Here is a 23,462-nt window from a genome sequence, read left to right on the forward strand (position 1 = left end):
ATATGAAAGTTGCCATTATTCCAGCTCGTTCAGGCTCAAAGGGATTGCGTAATAAGAATATTCTAATGTTAATGGATAAGCCATTAATTGCGTATACTATTGAGGCTGCTATAAACTCTGGTGTGTTTGATAGAGTTATTGTTTCTACTGACTCAGATGAGTATAAAAGCATTGCAGAGTCATTTGGCGCAGAGGTTTTTATTAGAGATGCGGCGCTAGCCTCTGACTCAGCAACATCCTATATGGTGGTTGAGGATGTTTTGAGTAAAATCAGTGATATACAGTATTTTGCATTGTTGCAGCCAACATCACCTTTCCGTACTGCGGAGCATATTAAGTCTGCTGCTGCTTTGTTTTATTCATCAGAGTATAGCTTTTTAGTCTCAATGGTACAAAGTGATAAACCATCTTCTCTTATTAAGCCGTTGGCGGAAGATCTGACTTTAAAATATTTTGATATTGATTTTAGCTTATATCGTCGGCAGGACAGTAAAGAATATTTTCCAAACGGTGCTATATTTATGGCCAAGCCAGATGCTTATCTGAAGAGGCAGCATTTTTTTGGTAGTGATAGTATGGCTTTTATCATGAATAAAGAGGATTCTCTTGATATTGATGATCGATATGACTTTGAAGTTGCTATAAATATACAGACGCGTCGGCGTAAAAAAGAAATTTTGCGAGAGAGTATTATAAATAGAATTGCAGAAAAGAAAGATCTAATGTGCCTAAACACTTCGATAACATTGCTTGGCCATTCTATTTTTGATTATTGGCTGGTTGATAATATTAATGGTGAGAAAGTAAATAACCTGGGGATTGCTGGGATTAATACACGGGAGTATATTGATCTTATTTTGGACCGATCATTAATAAAAAACATTGGTGATACTGCTATTATTATGTTGGGTACTAATGATATGGTGCTCAATGACTGGGATATTGCATTTTCTGCTGAATGGGTCAGGGAATTTATTGATAAAGTTAGAATAATAAAAAACAATGTGGCTATTTATTTTATTGCAGTACCACCAGTGAGGGGGCGAGTTGATCGAAATAATGACATTGTAACTCAATTGAATATGGTCTTAAGGAAGGTTTGCGTGGATAAATCTATTCATTGGATCGGACTTTCAAGCGAGTTTTATGATGAATATGGGAATTTACCTGCATCATATACCTATGACGGATTGCATTTTTCACAGCTTGCCTATACGAAATTGAAAGAAAGCATTGAGAGTGCATTGTCATGAAACATTTACTATGTGTTACCGGTTCACGCGCTGAATATGGAATTTTACGCCGATTATTAATGTTGCTATCTCGTACGGAGGGGGTCAAGTTAAGTATCATCGCGACAGGAATGCATTGCGACCCTAAATATGGGAGCACATATAAAAATATCCTGAATGATGGACTTGATTTAAGTAAAGTTATAGATATTAATTTAGATTCATCAAACAATGAAAAAATAATAAATTCAATGTCGCTTTGTCAAAATGCGTTTGCCTCAATTTTCGCTAATCAGGATTATGATGCTGTCATGATCTTAGGTGATCGTTATGAGATTTTTTCTGTTGCCACTGCGGCAGCTATGAATAATATTCCTCTGATTCATCTTCACGGTGGCGAGAAAACGTTAGGGAATTATGATGAATTTATTCGACATGCGATCTCTAAAATGAGTAGCCTTCACCTTGTTTCGACAGAAGAATACCGCAAGCGAGTCATTCAATTAGGAGAGCATCCTAGTTCAGTTATTAATATTGGTGCATTAGGGGCTGAAAATTGTCTTAGCCTTGTATTGCCTGATAAACAGGAGTTGGAGTCTCGTTTTGGTTCTTTGGTTAAGCCGTATTTTGTAGTAGTGTTTCACCCGGAAACGCTGACTAAAGTCTCATTGACGGAGCAAACATTAGCCCTGATTACGGCGTTAACAGTATTTTCTGAAGAGTATGATTTTATATTTATCGGCTCTAATGCTGATACAGGATCAGAAAAGATTATTGATATTATTAAGTCATTCTGTCTGCGGAGTGCGTCTCGCTATATGGTCTCAGTGAGCCCTGAAGAATATCTGGGCTTATTGAAGTATTCTTGTGGTTTGATAGGTAATTCATCTTCAGGAATTATTGAAGCGCCTTCGTTGAATATTGCAACGATTAATATTGGGGATCGGCAGAAGGGACGTGTTCATGGTGATAGCGTGATTGATGCTGCCTGTACAAAAGCTGCGATCATCGCGGCGATTGAGCTAAGTCAGTCGGTTAATTTTCATCAAAAAATAACCAGAATTAATAATCCTTATTATAAAAAAGATTCGTTAAAAAATGCAGGAGATGCTATTGTCCGTTTTTTATACTCAGAAAAAGATGCGGATTATAAGGATTTTTATGATGTCGATTTTAATATATAATTATTTGTTTTTCTTTTTTCTTAGGAGGGGGTGTGAATTTACTTAAAGGAATCGGTGTGTATCTTACATCGAATATATTAAATGCACTGATCCCGTTCTTACTCTTACCAATATTAACCCGTAATCTATCGGTTGCAGACTATGGGCAGGTTGTGATGTTTCAGACATTTCTATCAGCAATTTCAGCAATCGTTGGATTAAATACAATAGGTGCAGCAAATCGTAAGTACTATGATGGGAATGTCGATCAGTTAGTCCTGATGAGGTTTAATGGAAGCTGCTTTCAGATCCTGTTGGTTAGCTTTTTGTTTCTTTCTCTCGTTGGGATATCGTTTAAAACACAGTTGGCAAAATTATTGTCCATACCCGATGGATGGGTATTATATGCGATACTGGTTGCCTCATTTTTATTTATAACAAATATGAGATTAGGGCAGTGGCAGATCAGGAATAAAGCAAAATCATTTGGTTTGTTACAAGTTGGCGGTGGTATTGTCAATATGTTGTTGTCAGTTATTTTTGTGGTTTTTCTGCAGCAGAGCGGAGAAGGGCGCATAGATGCCATTATAATGAGTGCGGCCTTAAGTGCTGTATTAAGCATGGGGCTTCTGTGTCGTGATAAATTAATTGATGTTTTCTCCTTTCGATTGAAGTATCTAAAGGAAGCATTGCTTTTTGGGGTGCCTCTCCTACCTCATTCATTGGGCATGTTGCTGCTAACTATGAGTGATAGGTTTATCATTAATCATAAACTTGGCGTTGCTGATGTCGGCATCTATATGGTTGCTCTTCAGTTAAGTTCTGCATTAGCAGTCATATTTGATGCTATCAACAAAGCGTTTGTCCCATGGTTATTTGATAGATTAAAAAGCGACTGTTTTATTGAAAGACTAAAAATAGTAAAGATGACATATTGTTATATGCTGTCTTTGCTTTTTATTGCGCTACTGGCATTCTTTATTGCTCCATATATTGTTGTAATGATTGCCGGTGATAAATATACTGAGGCAGGTAGGATTATTGGATGGGTCTGCCTTGGGCAAATTTTTTCTGGTATGTATCTGATGGTTACTAACTATATTTTTTATGCCAAAAAGACGCAGTACCTGTCGCTGACGACAATGATCTCTGGCGCGCTAGGTGTGGTTCTATTATTTGTTGGGGTAATCTATTTCTCTTTGCTTGGGGCTGCAATAGCTTTTGCATTAGCGAAGTTTATCCATTTCGCATTTACGTTCTATATGTCTAATAAGGTCTATCCGATGCCTTGGAGATTAAGGAATGATTCAGAGAGTTGAACGTCCAGTTGTTGATTTTTCATTGCTGAATGGTAATCAGCGGGAATATGGGGTAAGTGGATTTATTCGGGCTAAAAATGAAGGAGAGTATATTTATGCTGTTATTGAGTCATGGCTGGATTTAGTTGATGAAGTCGTTATCATTTTTAATGACTGTACTGATAATACTGAGTCTGAAATATCCCGAGCAATTTTAGCCTTTGGCGATAGAGTTCGCGCTTATCACTATATTCCGAAAGTGTATCCGCCAGGTTCTAAAGAGCATATATCTTTACCGCCGGATAGTGTTAATAGCTTAGTCAACTATTATAATTATGCCTTGTCAATGACGACTAGGAAATATGCTGTAAAAATTGATGGTGACATTATATTTGATTCATCAGTTAGTGATTTAATAAAGAAATACCTAAAGGATGAATGTGATGATAAGTATTTTAGTTTATATGGCGTTAATCTGATTGATAATAAAGGCGAGTTGTTCTTGCCTTCTAATAGTACTTTTTGTGGCATGAATAATGACTTGTGTATTTTTCCTGTTTCGCCAAAAAATATATTTTTACATAGCCCTGCCTTTGAAGTGATGAATTTAACCAATATGACAAAGTATGGTGGGTGTTTTGCTTTTTATCATATGAAATTCATGAAGGAGGATATGGGGATAGGCAATTATTTACTAAGAGATAATCCTGATAGTCGATATGTTAAAATAAGCAAGGATTTTATTATTGGTTTAAATTTTCTGAAATTGCAGGATGTATTCTCTCGATATAGTATTAAACTTAGAGGACCTGCCGAGTTAAATATTGTTGTGGTGAAATGTCGAGATTATAAAGTACAATATATAAATAAATTAAGTGAATTAGGCATAAATATATCATTATATGATTTGATATCATGCCATTTTACTCGGTTTAAGATGAAAATATTCCAATCAATAAGATTTTTATTGAAACCTATAGTTAGGTTTATTAAAAAATAAAAGGCTACACAATCCGTGCCATCCAGCGGGCGATGGCAGCAATCGGTATCCCTGAAGCGCAAAGATGAGTTAACATATTACCTACAATTATGCTGCGCAACTGGCGCAGCCGGAATGTGTTACACAGGAGTTTGTCATGTCCAAACAACAGATCGGCGTAGTGGGAATGGCGGTGATGGGGCGTAACCTGGCGCTGAACATCGAAAGCCGCGGTTATACGGTGTCGATTTTTAACCGTTCGCCCGAGAAAACCGATGAGGTGATGGCGCAAAACCCGGGGCGGAAGCTGGTGCCATACCATTCCGTGCAGGCGTTTGTGGCATCGCTGGAGACGCCGCGCCGCATTCTGCTGATGGTGAAGGCGGGTGAGGGGACAGACAAGACCATCGCGTCTCTGACGCCCTATCTGGAGCCGGGGGACATTCTGATCGACGGTGGGAACACCTTCTTCCAGGATACCATCCGCCGTAACCGTGAGCTGTCGGCGCAGGGCTTTAACTTTATCGGCACCGGTGTTTCCGGTGGTGAGGAGGGGGCGCTGAAGGGGCCGTCTATTATGCCCGGCGGACAGAAGGCGGCCTATGAGCTGGTCGCGCCGATCCTGACGAAGATTGCTGCCGTAGCCGAAGACGGTGAGGCCTGTGTGACCTATATCGGGCCGGACGGTGCCGGGCACTATGTGAAGATGGTGCACAACGGCATCGAATACGGTGACATGCAGCTGATCGCCGAGGCCTACGCCCTGTTGAAGCACGCCGTCGGGATGCGCAACGACGAGCTGGCCACCACCTTTGCCGAATGGAATCAGGGTGAGCTGAGCAGCTACCTGATCGAGATCACCGCCGATATCTTCGCCAAGAAAGATGACGAAGGGAATGACCTGGTCGACGTGATCCTGGACGAGGCGGCCAATAAAGGCACCGGCAAGTGGACCAGCCAGAGCGCGCTGGATCTGGGAATCCCGTTGACGCTGATCACCGAATCCGTCTTTGCCCGTTACCTTTCCTCGCTGAAGGCGCAGCGCGTGGCGGCCTCCCGGGTGCTGAGCGGCCCGCAGGCGCAGACGCTGCCGGCGGCAGAGCGCGCTGCCTTTGCCGAGAAGGTGCGTCGCGCCCTGTATCTGGGCAAGATCGTCTCCTATGCCCAGGGATTCCAGCAGCTGAAGGCCGCCTCTGACGAATATGACTGGTCGCTGAACTTTGGCGAGATCGCGCGTATCTTCCGCGCCGGATGCATCATTCGCGCCCAGTTCCTGCAGAAGATCACTGATGCCTATGCCGAAAATCCGGCGTTGGCCAATCTGTTGCTGGCGCCGTATTTCAAGGCGATTGCAGATGAGTACCAGCAGGCGCTGCGCGACGTGGTCTCCTACGCCGTACAGCAGGGGATCCCGGTACCGACCCTCTCCGCGGCCATTACCTATTACGACAGCTACCGCGCCGCGGTGCTGCCGGCTAACCTGATTCAGGCCCAGCGCGATTACTTTGGCGCCCACACCTACAAACGCACCGATCGGGAAGGGGTGTTCCATACCGAATGGCTGGCGGAGTAAGCCGACGGTCGTGCGTGATATCATTACGCTAATCCGGGCCCGTGCCCGGATTTTTACTTTGTGGGGGAATTACCAAGTAACGCCGCATCTTGTTGCATAAAAACTCGGCGGTCATTCCATTTTCTTGTGATAATGGGCTGTTTTTGTGCGCCCGTCGATGGTACAAACAGCAGTAGAGCGATTAACGCCAGTCCATGGGCTGCCAGGTTTGGTTTTTTAACTTAAGCAAAGGTGTTGATATGGAAAATGTAAACAAGCCGACGTTCCAGAACGTGCTGGAATTCGTGCGTACCTTCCGCCGCAAGAATAAGCTGCAGCGCGAAATCGCGGATGTTGAGAAGAAGATCCGTGATAACCAGAAGCGCGTTCTGCTGCTGGACAACCTGAGCGACTACATCAAGCCGGGCATGAGTGTTGAAGCGATTCAGGCAATCATTGCCGATATGCGCGGTAACTACGAGGATCGCGTGGATGAGTACATCATCAAGAACGCCGATCTGTCCAAAGAGCGCCGCGAGCTCTCCAAGAAGCTGAAGGCGCTGGGCGAAGGCGAGTATAAAGAAGAGAAGTAATTCGCCGCGTATAAGGCAACGGGCGGGATCTTCGGATCTCGCTTTTTTTATGCCCCATAGCCGGGCAAGCCTGCAACGATAAAAAGCCCGCTTAAGGAAACTTAAGCGGGCTTTTCTGAATCTGGCTCCTCTGACTGGACTCGAACCAGTGACATACGGATTAACAGTCCGCCGTTCTACCGACTGAACTACAGAGGAATTGTGACAACGGGGCGCATCATAGCGAAGGGACGCGGGGCTGTAAAGCGTTAAATCATCGCTTGCAATCGTTCGCCCAGAATAACGGCAATTCGATGATTTTCAGTCCATTAATTCGAGAAGTCTGCGCCGAGCGTAGGAAAAGAGCCGCCTTGGGAGTAAGGGGAGAGGCCTCGATGAGAAACAGCAAAAAGCCCGCTTAAGTTTCCTTAAGCGGGCTTCTCTAAATTCTGGCTCCTCTGACTGGACTCGAACCAGTGACATACGGATTAACAGTCCGCCGTTCTACCGACTGAACTACAGAGGAATCGTAACAACGGGGCGCATGATAGCGAAGGTGTGTGAGGCTGTAAAGGGCTAAATCGTACGGCGCGCGCGTTCGGCTAGAATAACAACAAAACGTCGGTTTTCAGTACATTAATGGTAAAGCGTCGGGCTAATGCCATGCCTTGCGGGCGGAGACACAGCGAAGAGAGCCTGCTTCAATCGCCAAACAGCAAAAAGCCCGTCTACGTTTCCGAAGACAGGCTCTTCTAAATTTGGCTCCTCTGACTGGACTCGAACCAGTGACATACGGATTAACAGTCCGCCGTTCTACCGACTGAACTACAGAGGAATTGTGACAACGGGGCGCATCATAGCGAAGCGTGCTCATGCTGTAAAGTAGGAAATGCGTGAGCGAACGCGTTTGCTGAATCGGGCAGCAATCGGCGTAATATTTCTGCATATCGCTGGGCGATCGGTCAGGGAGAGGCGGGGCGCTAGACAGTGTGAATAGAGCAAAAAGCCCGCTTAAGTTTCCTTAAGCGGGCTTCTCTAAATTTGGCTCCTCTGACTGGACTCGAACCAGTGACATACGGATTAACAGTCCGCCGTTCTACCGACTGAACTACAGAGGAATTGTGACAACGAGGCGCATCATAGCGAAGCCGCTGGGGGGTGTAAATAGGGAAATCGATTATTATCATCCGGTTGCTGAATATGACAGCAGTGGATTGCATTTTAGTCGGTTATTGGCTGTATTTTTCGCAGAGAAGCAGAGAAGCAGAGAAGCCGAGAAGCCGAGAAGCCGAGCCGCGGCTCGGTGGTGCGCGCTCTATCGGCAGCGGCGCGTGTTTCTCGTTAACCCGATAAGGCGAACCTGCCGGGAGAAGGGCGAATCCCCCGGCAGGGTGGCTTAGCCACGCGATAGGCGTTGGAATCCCTCGCGCAGATCATCCTGCAGGTCGGCGATATCTTCCAGGCCAACCTGGAGCCGCAGCGTCATGCCGCCGGGGGCCCAGGGGGCGACGCTGCGGTAGTCGCGACAGTCGAAAGGCACGATGAGGCTCTCGAAGCCCCCCCAGGAGAAGCCCAGGCTAAACACCTTCATGCCATCGAGCATTGCGTCGACATTATCTTGGTTGAAACGGCTGTCCAGCACGATGGAGAACAGGCCGGAGGACCCACAGAAATACTTCTGCCAGTTAGCGTGCCCCGGACAGTCGGCGAAGGCGGGATGCAAGACACGGCTGACCTCCGGTTGTGCCTGCAGCCATTCGGCCAGGGCGAGTCCACGCGTCTCCGCCGCCTTGACCCGCAGGTGCAGGGTGCGCAATCCGCGTAAGGCGAGGAAGCAGTCTTCGGCGCCAGGGAGCATCGCTAAGGCGTCGTAGGTGGCGCGCAGGGCGGGCCAGTGGCTCTCGTTGGCCGAAACCAACCCCATCAGCAGATCGGAGTGGCCGCCCAGGTATTTGGTGCCCGCCTCGACCGAGAGATCGATACCCTGAGCATGAGCCTGGAAGAAAATCGGCGTTGCCCAGGTGTTATCGATCACCGTGGTCACTTGGCGCCGTTTGGCGACGGCGACGATCGCACCGATGTCTTGTACTTCGAAGCTCTGTGAGCCGGGGCTTTCCAGCATGATCATCCGAGTATTGGGCAGGATCAGATCGTCAATCTCCTCCCCGATCAGCGGATCATAGTAGCTGACGCTGACGCCATACTTGGCCAGGAAGGTATCGCAGAAATTACGGGTCGGGCGATAGACCGAGTCGGTGACCAGAATATGGTCGCCCCGTTGGGTGACCGAGAGCAGCGCCAGCGCTAAGGCGCCCATCCCGGAAGGGGAGATCACCGTGCCCGCAGCGCCGCACAGGGATGACCAGGCCTTCTCTAGGCTCTCAATGGTCGGGGTGCCGAAAGTGCCATAGGCGAAGCGTGCCTTGACTTGCCGAATATCCTCACAGCTGTTGAAGATCACCGTCGAGCCACGGTATATCGGTGTGTTAACGAAGCCCCACTGTTCATCGGGATTGCGTCCGAGTAGAGAGAGGCGTGTATCCAGTTTAAATTCATTGATCTCTGAAGCGCTTTTCATAACCTTACCTTTTACTCGAAGAATTTAAAGAAAGGCGATAGACAAAGCAGTACACCTATCGCCGAGATAAAGATGACTCGCCAAGAGTAGTATTTCTTTAATGCGGTGACTTTAAACACCAGATAACAGGGGATAATACACGAGACAATGCCGGCAACAGGGGCTGCTATCTGAGATAATAAGAGAATAGGGAAATGTGTCAGTACCCAACCCCATAATAAAATAATAATAGAGAGGGTAATCCCTCGGCTGACGAGTTTCTCATTGATGGATTGCTCATCGATAAAACGTGAGAGAATATTTACGACAATGCCAGTCATGGCCTCCTGAAAACCGAGATAGTTACCAAAGAAGGCGGTAGCGATGGCGGAAATATTTAATGCTATCGACATTATCTTAATGATATTGCCGGGGATTACCTTGGCGACAATGGCCATCGCCGAAATATTATGCTGCGCCGCCTCGACCGCCTGATCATGGCTTAACGATAGGGTAAAGGAGAAGGCGAAGAACAGAACGGCGCAGACCAGGATGGCATAGGCGATACGACTGGCTCGCTGCGCACGGTAGGTAGCGATAATCGGATCGGCCTCGACCTTACGGAAGGCGACGTTCATCGGGCTGAGGATCTGGACGAACAGGATGGAGAATAGGGTGAAGGGAAGAGTCAGAATCGTACCGACGAGCAGCTCACCCAGGGGCGGAATATTGCCGATATAGCTGAAGTTCCAGTGGGGGATCACCACCACTCCGAGCAGCACGACCACACCCAGCTTCATTAACACCATCGGCCCAGACACCTTGAAGATGAGTCGCTCGCCCTGGGCGGCGATGCCGACCAGGAAGGCTAGGATCAGCAGCCCATACCACCAGCGATCCGACAGGGGATCCTGGGTTAGGCCGAAGGTTTGCAGGTAGGAGGCGCTGTCGAAGGTGGCAGAGAGTGAGTAGGTCAGCATGCCGATCAGTAACATGATGAAATAGGTAATGCCGAGGAAGAACCCCCAGTTTTTCCCCAGATAGTAGGTGATCACCCCGGAGTAATCTTTACATTCTGGGCTTTGAGATAGCGTCTTTAGATAAAGCGATTGCATCATATACAGGGCGGGGTAGGCGAATAATACCGATAGGGTAAAGACCCAGATCCCTTTTAATCCAATCTGAATCGGTAGAAAAATAATTCCGGCGCCGATGGCCATGCCGATACACAGAATGACCCAGCCCACATCATAACTGGTGAATGGGATTTTACCTTTAATCGCAGCTTGTGAAATATCATGGCTATTATCCATAATTTTACCATTATATTAGTGGGAGATGAGTGGGCAGCTCGCCACTTATAACCTCACTATTTGTTTGCCGCCTACTGGTAAAATCATAAACTGTGATCCTGTGAGAATAAAGTTTACTATTGGTGAAATATAATGAATTCATTGTCGAATGCTAGTGGATTACCCGGTGGGAAGTAGTCCTGTTATTTATTCGTTTCTCCATATAGTATTAATTTAATCAATTCCATTCCGTTCTCTTGATAAAAGAGGGAACATTAATGCTTAATGCGTATACTCTGCATCAACTCAGTGTCTTTGTGCGTATCATCGAGATGGGGAGCCTGAGTAAGGCGGCGCGAGAGTTGGGGCTATCTCGTTCGGCGGTGAGCAAAAGCCTGGCAACCTTAGAGCAGCAATTGGGCGTGCTGTTAATTAAGCGTAGTACGCGTCGCCTGTTCCTGACGGAGCAGGGCGCGGCGGTCTTTAACCGGGCGATTATGTTGCTCGATGCCTGCCAGGATCTCTTTACTCAACTGCATAGTGAGACGGAGCCAGAGGGGGTACTGCGTCTCTCCTGCTCGGTGGCCTATGGTTCGACCTGTTTGCCTGATGCGATCAGCGCCTATCAACGCCAGTTCCCGCGCGTCAGGATCCATGTCGATCTCAACGATGAGTTGATTAATCTGGCGGAAAGAAATTTTGATATGGTGCTCAGGATCACTCAGCGACAGTGGGAGCGCGCGAACGCCTTTCTGTTGGGCAAGGTGAATTGGATCTACTGTTGTTCCCCACACTACTTGCAGGGCAAGCCGGCGATCACTCAGCCGGCGGATCTTTCTCACCACCGTTGTCTTACCAATCCGGTGATGAGCTATCAGGATAAGTGGGTCTTCTGCGGTCGCGATGGGCAGCAGATGATCGCGGTGGACTCGCGTCTGACCTCCAACTCTAGCCTGACTCTGCTCAAGGTCTTGCTGAATCACAATGGCGTCTCCTGCCTGCCCGACTATCTGGCAGAGGCTTACATCGCGCGCGGTGAGCTGGTGCATCTGTTGCCGGATTATCATGCCGGGATTTTTCACTACCTGTACGCCATCGAAAAGACGTCCCGGGTGGTGAACCCATTAACCCGTTCCTTTATTGCACATCTTAAGGCGACGCTACCGGTCTATCACGAGGGCACTGGAGAATAGGGGGGCCCGGTGGGGATGGGGGGCTATGGTGCAGGGGGGGAATGGCGTGATGCGCGCCGTTGCATACGCTAACAGCGAAAAAACGAAAAGCCCGCACAAGGCGGGCTTTTCAGGAATCTGGCTCCTCTGACTGGACTCGAACCAGTGACATACGGATTAACAGTCCGCCGTTCTACCGACTGAACTACAGAGGAATCGTGACAACGGGGCGCATCATAGCGATCCCGTCGGGGCCTGTCAACAGCTAACCCCGGGCGGGCGTTTCAAGCGGTGTTTTTATCGCCGAATGCGGGGGTTCAGGGGGCCGGGGGCGCCAGTAGGCCGCTTTGGCGCAGGCGCTGCAGCGGGTCCTGACGGTAAAAGCCGACAAAGCGGCGGTAGACCGCAGGGAAGCGCTCTGCCAGCAGCTCCGGCGCGCTGAAGAAGTATTCGGAGAGGACGGCGAAGCACTCCGCCGGCTCGCTGGCGGCGTAGGCGTCCAGGCTGGCGCCCGCCTCGCCGAGCAGGTCGGCCTCTTCCTGAATGGCCTCCATGGCGGCGTGCAGCGCCTGTTCCCAGGCAGCGATCTCCCGCAGCGGGATCGGAGGGATCCCGTTGGCGATCCCGGCGCTGCGCATATCCAGCTTGTGCGCGGTCTCATGGATCACCAGGTTATAGCCGGAGCGATCGAAGGAGTCGCGCACATCCAGCCAGTTGAGCACGATCGGCCCCTGGACGCTGCACTGGCCGGCCTGTACCGAGGGGCCGCAGTGCACCAGGCCGATGTCGTCCTCCCACTCTTCGTGCAGAGCGTAGGGTTCTGGATACAGCAGGATTTCGTGAAAGCCATCGAGCCACTCGATGCCCAGCTCTAGCACCGGCAGGGCAAACAACAGGGCGATGCGCGCCTCCATCAGCGGGGTGACCCGAAGCTCCTGCAGCGGGACCAGGCGCTTCTGGCGGATCACCTGCCGTGCCAGGGCGATGAGCCGCCGCTGCTCGTCGTCGCTCAGCGCCGCCAGCAGCGGGATAGCGCAGGCCTCCGGCCAGGGATAACTGTCCTGCTGGGCAGGACGCTGTGTGCGCCAGGGCCACTTAATCATGACGGGTTACGTTCCTCTCTTTGCGGGCTGCGGGGGCCGCTCCAGTGTACCGGGATAGCCGACGGTTGCCGGGGCGCGCATGGTCCGCTGCCCAGAGGTCGGCGGGCCATTCACGTTGGGATATTATGCGTGACTTGTTGATATTAAAAAGGTTGTTCTGAGAGGATTGTGATATGTATCGCGCTGTGGGGATAACGCCGCCCCGATGGACGGGGCGGCGCGGCGATCAGTTACGGCAGCGTTGCAGGATATCCAACTGTGGATTTGCCGCGCTGGTAGTGACATGCATCATAGAAAGCAGGGTTGGGAAGAGATTGTCATGGGAGAAGCTGCCGTCACGGGCGGCCTCCTGCAGACACTGCAGATTGATGCGATTGGCCTTGGCATAGCCGTCCGATAGCCACAGCGACATCGGGACATGGGTCTGTTCTGCCGGGGCAAACTGATAAGGGGTGCCGTGCAGATACAGCCCTTTCTCACCCAGTGACTCGCCGTGGTCAGAGACATAGTACAGGGCTACGTTGTACTGCTTCTCGTAGGTTTTCAGCCGCTCAATAAACTGATTCACCACGTAGTCGGTATACACCAGGGTATTGTCATAGGTGTTGACCAGCTGCTGCTGGGTGCAATTTTCAATATCGCTGCGCTCGCAGTCGGGCATAAAGACGCGGAAGCGCGCGGGGTAGCGCAGGTAGTAGGTCGGGCCGTGGCTGCCGATCAGGTGGAACACCAGCAGCTTGCTTTTGCCGTCGTCCGGGATTTTTTGCTGCAGGTTATTCAACATGACTTCGTCATAGCAAGTCTTGCCGTTGCACAGCGGATTATCGGCCTTGGTCGACACCAGTTCGTTCGGCGTGCGATCGCATGCGCCTTTGCATCCCTCGTCGTTATCGCGCCAGAAGGTGGTGACGCCGGCCCGGTGCAGCACATCGATTACGCTGTCGCTGTTGCGCGCGATGTTGCCATCATAGTGCTCACGCGTCAGGTTGGAGAACATGCAGGGGACCGAAATCGCGGTCGCCGTGCCGCAAGAGGTGACATTGCGGAAGTAGATAAGCCCGGGTTGTTTGGCGCTGTAGGGGTTGGTTTCCCGCGGGTAGCCGCCCAGAGACTGGTTTTGGGCCCGGGCGGTTTCGCCCAGGATCACGAACACCAGCGTCGGTTTCTCACCCGCCGGCTCAACCAGCTTCGCGTCTTCCCCCACCTTACGAAACGGCATTGGCGTCGTGAGATAGCGGCGGTTGATATATTGCCCGGTGCTGTACAGGTAGCTGGCGGGCTGGATCTCCAGGTTCAGGCTGCGGTTGTTGCGTCCGACGGAGGCGTAATCCTGGTAGTACAGACAGGCGACCAGCGCGATGATCAGCAGTGAGATCAGCATCGCCAGCAGCCGGATTCCCAGCCGCAGCAGGACGTTATGGCCATAGATGATGCGGGTGCGCAGCAGCAGCAGGGCGGGCAACACCCCGGCGAGCAGCACCCAGGCGATAACATAGATATTCAGGTAGGAGCCCGCCTCGGCGCTGTTGGTTTCAAAGATGTTTTCGATCATCGAGCGGTCGAAAATCACCTGATACTTGTACTGGGCATAGCTGGCCAGCGCGGTGATCACCAGCAGCAGAATAAAAAAGGGCTTCAGGATCGGGCGGAAGCTGAACGGCATAAACACGCAGGTTAACGCCGCGAACAGCACCACCGGGATCGACAGGGCGAAGCCAAGGCGATACTCCCCCAGCGCGTGCAGGATACGGTAAAAATGCAGCAGGATGGGGATATTGAGTATCAGCGTAAAATAACCGGCCAATAGCAGTATGACCGTCAGAAAGCTGGCGGAAAGACCTTTATGCGACAAAGCGGACTCCAGGCGTCTGGCAATAGCCCCGCGGGGCAAATTCAAAAATGGCCTAAGGCTAAGCAGAGAAACTTAAAATAGCCTTAAGCCGGTCGTTTTTGTGCGACCAGCCGCCGAGGGAGGCGCCCCGCCGGGCGATCGGCCAATAAAACCTGCTTCACGGCGCCTATTCGCGCCATCGCTTCATTTTTACTCTGGCATGCTATGCACTGCGTAATTTTAGGTATTGCAGTCGGGGACGCCGTGTCAGAAGAGAGCGATCTGGAAAAAACCGAAGACCCCACACCCCACCGAATAGAAAAGGCCCGGGAGAAGGGGCAGATCCCGCGTTCGCGTGAGCTGACCTCGATACTGATGCTGGCGACGGGGCTGGCTATCCTGCTGCTGGGCGGCGAGTATCTGGCGCGGGCGCTGGCGGTGATGATAGCCCAGGGGCTGCACTTCGATCACCTACTGTTGAGTAACGATCGCCAGATGCTGATCCAGCTGGGCATGCTGCTGCAGCAGGCGGTCGCGGCGCTGATGCCGGTGTTGCTCGGCCTGATGCTGGTCGGCTGGTGTGCGCCGATGCTGATCGGTGGCTTTTTGTTCAGTCCCAGCTCCATCAAATGCGACTTGAATCGCTTAAACCCGCTGAGCGGGTTTAAGCGCATGTTCTCCAGCCAGGTGTTGGCCGAGCTGCTGAAGGGGATCCTGAAGGCCACGCTGGTCGGCTGGGTATGCGGATGGTTTCTGCTGCACTACTGGCCGCGGATGCTGCGCCTGATCACTGAGCCCACGCTGGATGCGATGGGCGATGCCCTACATCTGGTGGGCGTGTGCGGTCTGCTGGTGGTGCTGGGCCTGCTGCCGATGGTGGGGTTTGACGTGTTTTATCAGGTGTGGAGCAATCTGAGCAAGCTGCGAATGACCAAGCAGGAGATTAAGGATGAGTTCAAGGAACAGGAAGGGGACCCGCACGTTAAGGGGCGGATCCGCCAGCAGCAGCGCGCCGCGGCGCGCCGTCGCATGATGAGCGATGTCCCCAGAGCCGATGTGATCGTGACCAACCCGACCCACTACGCCGTGGCGCTGCAGTACCAGGAAAACAAGATGAGTGCGCCTAAGGTATTGGCCAAGGGCGCGGGGGAGATAGCCCAGCGCATTAAGGCGCTGGGCGCGGAGCACCGCATTCCCCAGCTAGAGGCGCCGCCGCTGGCGCGTGCGCTTTACCGTCACAGCGAAATTGGCCAGGCCATTCCCGCTACCCTGTACGCCGCCGTGGCCGAGGTGCTGGCCTGGGTATACCAACTCAAGCGCTGGCGGCTCGAGGGGGGGCAGGCCCCGAAAAAACCCGCAAACTTACCGGTGCCGCCCGCACTGGATTTTGGCGTTACTGACTCCGAAGAAGGAACACCGATAGATGGCTAATCTGGCCGCGCTACTGCGCCTCCCCGGCAATATGAAAGACTCTCAATGGCAGGTTTTGGCCGGGCCTATCCTTATTTTGATGATCCTCTCCATGATGGTGCTGCCGCTGCCGCCCTTCGTGCTGGATTTACTGTTCACCTTTAACATCGCCCTGTCGATCATGGTGCTGTTGGTGGCCATGTTCACCCAGAAGACGCTGGAGTTTGCGGCTTTCCCGACCATCCTGCTGTTTTCGACGCTGCTGCGCCTTTCGCTCAACGTCGCTTCGACCCGCGTGATCCTGATGAACGGCTATACCGGCGGGGCTGCGGCGGGGCAGGTGATCGAAGCGTTCGGCCACTTTTTGGTGGGCGGCAACTTCGCCATCGGCATCGTCGTGTTTATTATCCTGGTGCTGATCAACTTTATGGTTATCACCAAGGGGGCCGGGCGTATCGCCGAGGTCGGCGCACGCTTTGTGCTGGACGGGATGCCGGGCAAACAGATGGCCATCGACGCCGATCTCAACGCCGGGCTGATCGGCGAAGAGGAGGCCAAGAAGCGCCGCTCTGAGGTCACCCAAGAGGCTGACTTCTATGGTTCGATGGACGGCGCCAGTAAGTTTGTGCGCGGCGATGCCATCGCCGGCCTGATGATCATGGCGCTGAACGTCATCGGTGGCCTGCTGATCGGCGTTATCCAGCACGGCATGCCGGTTAGCCAGGCGGCGGAAACCTATACCCTGCTGACCATCGGTGACGGTCTGGTTGCCCAGATCCCGGCGCTGGTGATCTCGACCGCGGCGGGCGTGATCGTGACCCGCGTCAGCACCGATCAGGACGTGGGCGAACAGATGGTGACCCAGCTGTTCAATAACCCGCGGGTGCTGATCTTGAGCGGCGCGGTGCTCGGACTGTTAGGCCTGGTGCCCGGGATGCCGAACCTGGTATTTCTGCTGTTCACCGCTGCGCTGCTGGGCACCGCCTGGTGGATGAGCAAGCGGGCGGCGAAGGCCGAGGCTCAGCAGGAGCAGATGCCGCTGCAGGAGAGCCAGCCGGTGATGGAGGCCAGCTGGGAGGATGTGCAGCTGGAGGATCCGCTGGGTCTGGAGGTGGGCTACCGCCTGATTCCGCTGGTGGATTTCCAGCAAAATGGCGAGCTGCTCGGGCGTATCCGCAGTATTCGCAAGAAGTTCGCCCAGACCATGGGCTTTCTGCCGCCGGTGGTCCATATTCGCGATAACCTGGAGCTGCAGCCCTCCGGCTACCGCATCCTGCTGAAGGGGATCGAGGCCGGGCGCGGTGAGGCGCACCCGGGACGCTGGCTGGCGATCAACCCCGGCAGCGCCGCCGGAACCTTGGAGGGGCAGGTCACCACCGATCCGGCCTTCGGTCTGCCGGCGATCTGGATCGACAGCGCGCTGCGTGAACAGGCACAGATCCAGGGCTATACCGTGGTCGAGGCCAGCACCGTGGTGGCGACCCATCTGAACCATATCATCAGCCAGCACGCCAGCGATCTGTTTGGTCGCCAGGAGGCGCAGCAGCTGATGGATCGGGTCTCCCAGGAGATGCCGAAGCTGACGGAAGACTTTATCCCCGGCGTCGTGTCGCTGACGATCCTGCACAAGGTGCTGCAGAACCTGCTGGCCGAGAAGGTCTCGATCCGCGATATGCGCACCATTATTGAAACCCTGGCCGAACACGCGCCGATACAGAAAGATCCCTATGAGCTGACCGCGCTGGTGCGCGTGGCCCTGGGACGGGCCATCAGCCAGCAGTGGTTCCCGGGCGAGGGGGAGATTCAGGTGATTGGGCTGGATACGCCGCTGGAGCGCCTGCTGCTGCAGGCTCTGCAGGGCGGTGGCGGGCTGGAGCCGGGGCTGGCGGATCGCCTGCTGGATCAGGCCCGTCAGGCGCTGCAGCGCCAGGAGTTGCTCGGCGCACCGCCGGTGCTGCTGGTGAATCATGCTCTGCGGCCGCTGCTGGCGCGCTTCCTGCACCGTTCGCTGCCGCAGCTGGTGGTGCTGTCCAACCTGGAGATCAGCGACAACCGCCAGATCCGCATGACCTCGACGATCGGCGGCGTGGAGTAAGGAGCGTAATAAATGAAGCGATTACTCTGCCTGGCTATCCTGCTGGCGCCGTGGGCGGCGCAGGCCGGCGACGGCAGCTGGTCTGCGGACGGTAATGGCCGGATCCTGAGTCAGAAGGGGATGGCCAGTAACCAGCCCCCGCTGGCGCCGCCGGCGGGGAGCGTGCCGGCGGCGGCGGCGATCGATGATGTGGTGTGGCAGATAACCCTGCTGAGCCCGGCGCCGGACGGGCTGAATCTACAGCTGTGCAGCGCGCGGCGCTGTATGGCGCTGGATGGCCTGTCCGGTCGTTCTGCCGGATTAAACGGGGAAAGCGCCGCCGTGCCGCTGCGACTGGTGATGTGGGTGGCGGGGAAGGGAACGATTTACCCGCCGATCAACGTCGTCAGTCAGCAGGTTATCGTTAATTATCATTAATTTTATTATTGAGAGTGCGCCGACAGCGGGCGCTCTGTGCCCCAACGGGCACAGCCTGGCGTTGGCCAAAAGGGCCAGCGTTAAACACGCAGTTTTCGGGCGTTGAGCAGGCCGCTCTGGGTCTGTCCATCGGGGCCATACAGGGTTTGACCGTGACGGCTCTTCAGCGTACCCAGCGCCTGTTGATTATGGGATAAATGGCGGTTGAGCAGGTCACCGTTGTGCTGATTCATATCATGCAGTTGGCGGGTCAGCGTCAGGATCGTTTGCCATAGCGCGGCCTGCTGCGGATCGGCGTAGGGCGGCTGGGCCGCATCGTCGCGGCGGCGTTGATCGAGGTGACGCAGATCGGCCAGCAGATTCTCTTTTTCCAGCGTCACCGTCTGTAGACGCACCGCGTCTACTTGTCCGGCGCACAGCAGCTGTTGCTCCTGGGCCAGGGTGGCGTTGAGGGCCTGCAGGTTTTCAACCATCTGCTGCAGGTGAACGAGTGTGTCTGCCATGGAGATTACTTATCCTTTAAATAGGCGAACGTATCCTGCAGTAAGGCATCGGCGATTTTGCCGGTATCCATCTTCAGTTCACCGCTGCGAATAGCCTGCTTCAGCGCCTCAACACGGGTGGTGTTGATGTCGCGGCTGTTGGGCTGCATCAGGCGTGCCTGTGCATCGCTCAGCTTGACCTGGGTACCGACAACGCTCTCTTGGCTGGCCGCGATCTTGCGGGTCTGCTGCGCCGCATCCTGTGGCTCCCGGGCCTGAAGGTGGCTGATGGCACTCAGTGCGGAGGTACGATCTATGCTCATCGTTATGGTCTCTCTGGTTGACCTGTCCACCTGGCGTTGCGGGTGGTTATACGGTCTTTCTCTTCTTTAGCTATACCATCGGCAAATTAATCAATAACTTTAGAAAAATGTACCGATAATTTCGCCAATCGCTGAATCTGGCCGGCTCCCGCGCGCGTGCGGCGGACTAGAGAGCCAGCGTCAGGGTGCCCGGGCCGCTGGCCTTGCCGCTGATCACCTGGCCGGAGGCGGTACGCGCCCGCACCACATCGGCCAGCGCGGCGTTGTTCATCGCGCGCCCCTCGCTGCTGACGTTGAAGCCATCGCCCTGCGCCAGGATCTGCACCTGTTGTCCGGCGCGGATCACCCAGGTGCGCCGCAGCATGGTGGCGGCGATTGGCTGCCCGGCGCCGATGCTGCGTAGCATGGTGGCGCCGGACAGTCGCGCAATATCCAGAATTGTACCGGGAGGCAGGCTGTCGAGTCGACCCCGGGTCAGACGCAGCTGCGCCGGCGTCAGGTTTTGCCCGCGCGATAGCGCGTGAAGGGCGACCGGATAGCTGCCCGTTACCTGAACCTCGGTTTGCAGGTAGCGTTTCTCCTGTGGACACTGTACCAGCACGCTAAGACGACCCCAGCGGCGGGGCGATGATAGCTGGCTGACCCGCGGCTGCAGGCAGCTGGGCCACTGATCGGATGCCGACAGAATATTGACCTTGACCTGGTAGTCACCGCCGGGAAACTGCTGCTGAAAATAGCCCTGCACCGCCTCCTGGAGCGGCGTCGCCGCCTGACAGGCAGGTGTCGCCAGCCACAGCGCGGCGGTAAGGGGGGCCATCCGGCCCAACGTGGATCGCAGCATGGTGTTCTCCCGGTCAATAAACGGGCGTCGACAGGCGATGGCCTGCGTCCGCCGAATGCGGCTGTACTCTGTCTCGGGGCGGCGCATCGGCGTCGCGGACAGTGTCGAGACGCGCCCTAGTTTACCCGCGCAGCGCAAAAGTAAAGGCGATAAATAGCGCGCCATTTACGCCTTATTCCCGCCATCGGCTTTACCGCACCGGTCCTATCCTATGCACTCCAAATTGTCATTGACACAGGGTGGGGGGAGCTTTTCCGCCATCCCAGCTAACCGATAGCGGAGACGGTATGCTCGATAAACTGGATGCCGCGTTTCGTTTCCAACAGGAGGCCCTGAACCTGCGTGCGCAGCGTCAGGAAATCCTTGCGGCGAACATCGCCAACGCGGATACCCCCGGCTACCAGGCCCGGGACATTGACTTTGCCTCGCAGCTGTCGCGGGTCCTTGAACAGGGGCGCCCTGACGGCAGCGGCATTGCGCTTTCACTCACCTCATCGCGCCATATTCCGGCGCAGACGCTGCAGCCGCCGTCGCTGGATTTGCTGTTCCGCGTACCGGATCAGCCGTCATTGGATGGCAACACCGTCGATATGGATCGCGAACGTACGCAGTTTGCCGACAACAGCCTGCGTTACCAGACCGACCTCACCGTACTCAGCGGCCAGATCAAAAGCATGATGTCCGTGCTGCAACAGGGGTAATCCATGTCTCTTTTATCCATTTTTGATATTTCCGGCTCGGCGCTGACCGCGCAGTCCAAGCGTATGAACGTGGCGGCCAGTAACCTGGCCAACGCCGATAGCGTCACCGGCCCCGACGGCGAACCCTACCGCGCCAAGCAGGTGGTGTTTCAGGTTAAGCCGGGCGCCGGCGAAGAGATCGGCGGCGTACAGGTTTCTCAGGTGGTCGACGATCCGGCGCCGGATCGTCTGGTGTACCAGCCGGGCAACCCGCTGGCGGATGCCAAAGGCTATGTGCGCATGCCCAACGTGGATGTGGTGGGTGAGATGGTGAACTCGATCGCCGCCTCACGTAGCTATCAGGCCAACGTTGAGGTGCTGAACACCACCAAGTCACTGATGATGAAAACCTTAACCCTTGGACAATAATCGCGGGAGGCGTGATGGCCATTTCGGTATCGCTTAACGATCCGGTAGATACCAGCTCACCGGTCAATGCCAGCAGCAAAAGCGGGCTGGTGGCGGATAACGGTCAGGACCTACAGAACAGCTTCCTGACCCTGTTGGTGGCGCAGCTGCGCAACCAGGATCCGACCAACCCGCTGCAGAACAACGAGCTGACCACTCAGCTGGCGCAGATCAGCACCGTCAGCGGTATTGAAAAACTGAATACCACCTTGGGCAGCATCTCCGGGCAGATCAACAGCAATCAGTCGATCCAGGCCTCCAGCCTGATCGGCCACGGCGTCATGATCCCGGGGAAAACCATTTTGACCGGCAAAGGGGAGGGCGGTGAGAAGGTCAGCACCACCCCCTTTGGCTTTGAGCTGGAGAGCGGCGCCCAGAGCGTGGTGGTGACCATCAGCGACAATACCGGGAAAGTGGTCAAGCAGATCGATATGGGTAGCCATAACGCCGGGGTGTTCAGCTACACCTGGGACGGTAAGGGCGATGACGGCGTAGAGGTGCCCGACGGCGCGTATAACTTTAGCGTCAGCGCCACCAATCAGGGCCAGCAGGCGGTGGTACAGCCGCTGCATTTTGCCATGGTCAATGGGGTAACCCAAAGCAACAAAGGTGCGTTGCTGGAGCTGGGACTGGCCGGAACAGCCACACTGGCCGACGTACGCCAGATCTTATAATGGCGGCCGGGGTGCCGGCCTTTATCCGAACTCTAGATACAGGATTTTAAAATGGGATTTTCTCAGGCAATCAGCGGCATGAACGCCGCTTCCAGCCAGCTGGACGTTATCGGCAACAACATTGCCAACTCGCAGACCGTGGGCTTTAAATCAGGCTCCGTCACCTTTGCCGACATGTTCGCCGGCTCCAAGGTGGGTCTGGGGGTAACGGTCGCCAGCGTTAACCAGGATTTTAAAGACGGGACCACCACCACCACTAACCGTGGGCTGGACGTGGCCATCAGCGGTCAGGGCTTCTTCCGTATGCAGGATCCCAACGGCAGCGTCTATTACACCCGTAACGGGCAGTTTTCCAAGGATGCCAAAGGCTTCCTGACCAACGCCCAGGGCATGTACCTTACCGGCTATCCGGCAGCGGGGACGCCGCCGACCATCCAGCAGGGCGCCGATCCGGTACCGATCCAGATCCCGACCGGGCTGATGCCGGCCAAGGCCAGCACCCAGGGCACCATGGTGCTGAACCTGAACTCGGCGAACAAGGCCGTCGATCCAGCCGTCGCCTTCGATCCCAGCAAGGTCGACAGCTACACCTACGCCACCTCGATGACCACCTACGATTCGCTGGGCAACGTCCACAATATGAATCTGTACTTTGTCAAAGGGGCGTCAACGACGACGGCGCCGATCACCACCACCTGGAAGGTCTACTCCATCGACAGCGCCGATCCGGCCGGGAAGCCGCAGGACGCCGGGAATCTGACCTTTGACAGCAACGGTGAGCTGGCGAAGGGAACCGCGCCGCTGACCCTGAATATGGCCGCCAGCAACGGCGCCCCGGCGCAGACCTTCAAACTGGACTTTACCGGTACCCGCCAGCAGAACACCGGCAAGGACGGCGTGACCTCCAAGACGCAGGATGGCTACAAGGCTGGCGAGCTGACCGGTTACCAGATCAACGACGATGGCACCATCACCGGCAGCTATACCAACCAGCAGAAACAGCTGCTGGGGCAGATCGTGATGGCCAACTTCGCCGCGCCGGAGGGACTGGTCTCCGAAGGCAACAACGTGTGGAGCGAAAGCGCCAAGTCTGGCCAGCCGATCGTCGGCACCTCCGGCACCAGCGGCCTCGGCTCGCTGACCAGCGGGGCGGTAGAGGCCTCTAACGTCGACCTGAGCAAGCAGCTGGTCGATATGATCGTCGCCCAGCGTAACTACCAGTCCAACGCCCAGACCATCAAGACGCAGGATCAGATCCTGCAGACCCTGGTCAACCTGCGTTAATTTTGGATGACAGCCGCCCGTTCAGCGGGCGGCATAG

General features: G+C 54.1%; 21 protein-coding genes and 5 tRNA genes. 14 read left to right on the forward strand and 12 right to left on the reverse strand.

From position 1 onward, the window contains the following. The first annotated feature begins 2 nt into the window (after positions 1–2). From ETEE_RS14315 to ETEE_RS14335, 6 genes are all read left to right on the forward strand, one after another. Entirely contained in the window at positions 3–1,253 is a 1,251-nt protein-coding gene (locus ETEE_RS14315; protein WP_034165030.1) for a cytidylyltransferase domain-containing protein, read from the forward strand. After that, positions 1,250–2,416 (forward strand): UDP-N-acetylglucosamine 2-epimerase, encoded by a 1,167-nt coding sequence (gene neuC / locus ETEE_RS14320; protein WP_034165031.1) that lies wholly within the window; start codon positions 1,250–1,252, stop codon positions 2,414–2,416. The genes ETEE_RS14315 and neuC overlap by 4 nt, the downstream gene beginning before the upstream one ends. 32 nt (positions 2,417–2,448) lie before the next feature. Continuing rightward, positions 2,449–3,714: a lipopolysaccharide biosynthesis protein gene (locus ETEE_RS14325; RefSeq protein ID WP_034165032.1), complete on the forward strand. Its 1,266-nt coding sequence runs from the start codon at positions 2,449–2,451 to the stop codon at positions 3,712–3,714. Beyond that, entirely contained in the window at positions 3,698–4,693 is a 996-nt protein-coding gene (locus ETEE_RS20325) for a hypothetical protein (RefSeq protein WP_071844184.1), read from the forward strand. Before ETEE_RS14325 ends, ETEE_RS20325 begins: the two co-directional genes overlap by 17 nt. A 136-nt stretch (positions 4,694–4,829) precedes the next feature. Then, positions 4,830–6,245 carry an NADP-dependent phosphogluconate dehydrogenase gene (gndA, locus tag ETEE_RS14330; protein WP_034165033.1) on the forward strand — a complete coding sequence of 472 codons (1,416 nt, stop codon included), beginning with the start codon at positions 4,830–4,832 and terminating at the stop codon, positions 6,243–6,245. A 239-nt stretch (positions 6,246–6,484) separates the two neighbouring features. Next, the gene (locus ETEE_RS14335) at positions 6,485–6,817 is read left to right on the forward strand and encodes a DUF496 family protein (RefSeq protein ID WP_034165034.1); all 333 of its coding nucleotides are present in this window, start codon (positions 6,485–6,487) and stop codon (positions 6,815–6,817) included. Between the two features lie 122 nt (positions 6,818–6,939). On the opposite strand, the gene ETEE_RS14340 is transcribed toward ETEE_RS14335, so the two are convergent. From ETEE_RS14340 to ETEE_RS14365, 6 genes are all read right to left on the reverse strand, one after another. After that, positions 6,940–7,015 (reverse strand) — tRNA-Asn (locus ETEE_RS14340). A gap of 231 nt (positions 7,016–7,246) precedes the next feature. Beyond that, positions 7,247–7,322: transfer RNA gene (locus ETEE_RS14345), tRNA-Asn, on the reverse strand. A gap of 233 nt (positions 7,323–7,555) precedes the next feature. Next, positions 7,556–7,631, reverse strand: a tRNA-Asn gene (locus ETEE_RS14350). A gap of 207 nt (positions 7,632–7,838) precedes the next feature. Then, positions 7,839–7,914, reverse strand: a tRNA-Asn gene (locus ETEE_RS14355). A gap of 278 nt (positions 7,915–8,192) precedes the next feature. Next, the gene (metC, locus tag ETEE_RS14360) at positions 8,193–9,374 is read right to left on the reverse strand and encodes a cystathionine beta-lyase (RefSeq protein ID WP_034164417.1); all 1,182 of its coding nucleotides are present in this window, start codon (positions 9,372–9,374) and stop codon (positions 8,193–8,195) included. An 11-nt stretch (positions 9,375–9,385) separates the two neighbouring features. Further along, the gene (locus ETEE_RS14365; protein ID WP_034164416.1) at positions 9,386–10,666 is read right to left on the reverse strand and encodes an amino acid permease; all 1,281 of its coding nucleotides are present in this window, start codon (positions 10,664–10,666) and stop codon (positions 9,386–9,388) included. Between the two features lie 257 nt (positions 10,667–10,923). On the opposite strand from ETEE_RS14365, the gene ETEE_RS14370 reads away from it, so the two are divergent. After that, positions 10,924–11,838, forward strand: a complete 915-nt coding sequence (locus tag ETEE_RS14370) for a LysR family transcriptional regulator (protein ID WP_034164415.1) — start codon at positions 10,924–10,926, stop codon at positions 11,836–11,838. A 118-nt stretch (positions 11,839–11,956) separates the two neighbouring features. Here the strand turns inward: ETEE_RS14370 and ETEE_RS14375 are convergent. From ETEE_RS14375 to ETEE_RS14385, 3 genes are all read right to left on the reverse strand, one after another. Next, positions 11,957–12,032, reverse strand: a tRNA-Asn gene (locus ETEE_RS14375). 102 nt (positions 12,033–12,134) lie between these two features. After that, entirely contained in the window at positions 12,135–12,920 is a 786-nt protein-coding gene (gene mtfA, locus ETEE_RS14380; RefSeq protein ID WP_034164414.1) for a DgsA anti-repressor MtfA, read from the reverse strand. Positions 12,921–13,146: 226 nt separating this feature from the next. Next, a complete protein-coding gene (locus ETEE_RS14385) occupies positions 13,147–14,772 on the reverse strand; it encodes a phosphoethanolamine transferase (RefSeq protein WP_034164413.1) in 1,626 nt (541 codons plus the stop codon). Between the two features lie 243 nt (positions 14,773–15,015). On the opposite strand from ETEE_RS14385, the gene flhB reads away from it, so the two are divergent. From flhB to ETEE_RS14400, 3 genes are read left to right on the forward strand one after another with little or no spacing between them, the layout of a single operon-like run. After that, positions 15,016–16,182 (forward strand): flagellar biosynthesis protein FlhB, encoded by a 1,167-nt coding sequence (flhB, locus tag ETEE_RS14390; RefSeq protein WP_034164441.1) that lies wholly within the window; start codon positions 15,016–15,018, stop codon positions 16,180–16,182. Further along, positions 16,175–18,256 carry a flagellar biosynthesis protein FlhA gene (gene flhA, locus ETEE_RS14395; protein ID WP_034164412.1) on the forward strand — a complete coding sequence of 694 codons (2,082 nt, stop codon included), beginning with the start codon at positions 16,175–16,177 and terminating at the stop codon, positions 18,254–18,256. Before flhB ends, flhA begins: the two co-directional genes overlap by 8 nt. Positions 18,257–18,268: 12 nt before the next feature. Then, on the forward strand, positions 18,269–18,673 hold the full coding sequence (locus ETEE_RS14400; RefSeq protein WP_034164411.1) for a flagellar protein FlhE: 405 nt from the start codon (positions 18,269–18,271) through the stop codon (positions 18,671–18,673). Positions 18,674–18,753: 80 nt separating this feature from the next. On the opposite strand, the gene ETEE_RS14405 is transcribed toward ETEE_RS14400, so the two are convergent. The 3 genes from ETEE_RS14405 to flgA all read right to left on the reverse strand — a co-directional run bounded on the left by ETEE_RS14405 (position 18,754) and on the right by flgA (position 20,319). Continuing rightward, positions 18,754–19,176 (reverse strand): flagella synthesis protein FlgN, encoded by a 423-nt coding sequence (locus ETEE_RS14405; protein WP_034164410.1) that lies wholly within the window; start codon positions 19,174–19,176, stop codon positions 18,754–18,756. 5 nt (positions 19,177–19,181) lie between these two features. After that, positions 19,182–19,478: a flagellar biosynthesis anti-sigma factor FlgM gene (flgM, locus tag ETEE_RS14410; protein ID WP_034164409.1), complete on the reverse strand. Its 297-nt coding sequence runs from the start codon at positions 19,476–19,478 to the stop codon at positions 19,182–19,184. Positions 19,479–19,644: 166 nt separating this feature from the next. After that, entirely contained in the window at positions 19,645–20,319 is a 675-nt protein-coding gene (gene flgA, locus ETEE_RS14415; RefSeq protein ID WP_034164440.1) for a flagellar basal body P-ring formation chaperone FlgA, read from the reverse strand. Positions 20,320–20,606: 287 nt separating this feature from the next. Between flgA and flgB the strand changes: the two genes are divergently transcribed. The 4 genes from flgB to flgE are packed head-to-tail and all read left to right on the forward strand — an operon-like array spanning position 20,607 to position 23,425. Further along, positions 20,607–21,020: a flagellar basal body rod protein FlgB gene (gene flgB, locus ETEE_RS14420; RefSeq protein WP_012848084.1), complete on the forward strand. Its 414-nt coding sequence runs from the start codon at positions 20,607–20,609 to the stop codon at positions 21,018–21,020. Positions 21,021–21,023: 3 nt separating this feature from the next. Continuing rightward, complete coding sequence (gene flgC / locus ETEE_RS14425; RefSeq protein WP_012848085.1) at positions 21,024–21,428, forward strand: flagellar basal body rod protein FlgC; 405 nt, start codon at positions 21,024–21,026, stop codon at positions 21,426–21,428. A gap of 14 nt (positions 21,429–21,442) precedes the next feature. Then, a complete protein-coding gene (flgD, locus tag ETEE_RS14430) occupies positions 21,443–22,141 on the forward strand; it encodes a flagellar hook assembly protein FlgD (RefSeq protein ID WP_034164408.1) in 699 nt (232 codons plus the stop codon). A gap of 51 nt (positions 22,142–22,192) precedes the next feature. Next, positions 22,193–23,425, forward strand: a complete 1,233-nt coding sequence (gene flgE / locus ETEE_RS14435; protein ID WP_034164407.1) for a flagellar hook protein FlgE — start codon at positions 22,193–22,195, stop codon at positions 23,423–23,425. Positions 23,426–23,462 lie beyond the last annotated feature (37 nt).

Origin of the sequence: Edwardsiella anguillarum ET080813 (assembly GCF_000264765.2) — a bacterium.
In the GTDB taxonomy this organism is placed as follows: domain Bacteria; phylum Pseudomonadota; class Gammaproteobacteria; order Enterobacterales; family Enterobacteriaceae; genus Edwardsiella; species Edwardsiella anguillarum.

Bases quoted from the DNA above. Each gene is read 5' to 3' on its own strand.
- ETEE_RS14315 (WP_034165030.1), top strand. From the start codon at position 3: ATGAAAGTTGCCATTATTCCAGCTCGTTCAGGCTCAAAGGGATTGCGT.
- neuC (WP_034165031.1), top strand. From the start codon at position 1,250: ATGAAACATTTACTATGTGTTACCGGTTCACGCGCTGAATATGGAATT.
- ETEE_RS20325 (WP_071844184.1), top strand. From the start codon at position 3,698: ATGATTCAGAGAGTTGAACGTCCAGTTGTTGATTTTTCATTGCTGAAT.
- gndA (WP_034165033.1), top strand. From the start codon at position 4,830: ATGTCCAAACAACAGATCGGCGTAGTGGGAATGGCGGTGATGGGGCGT.
- ETEE_RS14335 (WP_034165034.1), top strand. From the start codon at position 6,485: ATGGAAAATGTAAACAAGCCGACGTTCCAGAACGTGCTGGAATTCGTG.
- metC (WP_034164417.1), bottom strand. From the start codon at position 9,374: ATGAAAAGCGCTTCAGAGATCAATGAATTTAAACTGGATACACGCCTC.
- ETEE_RS14365 (WP_034164416.1), bottom strand. From the start codon at position 10,666: ATGGATAATAGCCATGATATTTCACAAGCTGCGATTAAAGGTAAAATC.
- ETEE_RS14370 (WP_034164415.1), top strand. From the start codon at position 10,924: ATGCTTAATGCGTATACTCTGCATCAACTCAGTGTCTTTGTGCGTATC.
- mtfA (WP_034164414.1), bottom strand. From the start codon at position 12,920: ATGATTAAGTGGCCCTGGCGCACACAGCGTCCTGCCCAGCAGGACAGT.
- flhA (WP_034164412.1), top strand. From the start codon at position 16,175: ATGGCTAATCTGGCCGCGCTACTGCGCCTCCCCGGCAATATGAAAGAC.
- ETEE_RS14400 (WP_034164411.1), top strand. From the start codon at position 18,269: ATGAAGCGATTACTCTGCCTGGCTATCCTGCTGGCGCCGTGGGCGGCG.
- ETEE_RS14405 (WP_034164410.1), bottom strand. From the start codon at position 19,176: ATGGCAGACACACTCGTTCACCTGCAGCAGATGGTTGAAAACCTGCAG.
- flgM (WP_034164409.1), bottom strand. From the start codon at position 19,478: ATGAGCATAGATCGTACCTCCGCACTGAGTGCCATCAGCCACCTTCAG.
- flgA (WP_034164440.1), bottom strand. From the start codon at position 20,319: ATGCTGCGATCCACGTTGGGCCGGATGGCCCCCCTTACCGCCGCGCTG.
- flgB (WP_012848084.1), top strand. From the start codon at position 20,607: ATGCTCGATAAACTGGATGCCGCGTTTCGTTTCCAACAGGAGGCCCTG.
- flgC (WP_012848085.1), top strand. From the start codon at position 21,024: ATGTCTCTTTTATCCATTTTTGATATTTCCGGCTCGGCGCTGACCGCG.
- flgD (WP_034164408.1), top strand. From the start codon at position 21,443: ATGGCCATTTCGGTATCGCTTAACGATCCGGTAGATACCAGCTCACCG.
- flgE (WP_034164407.1), top strand. From the start codon at position 22,193: ATGGGATTTTCTCAGGCAATCAGCGGCATGAACGCCGCTTCCAGCCAG.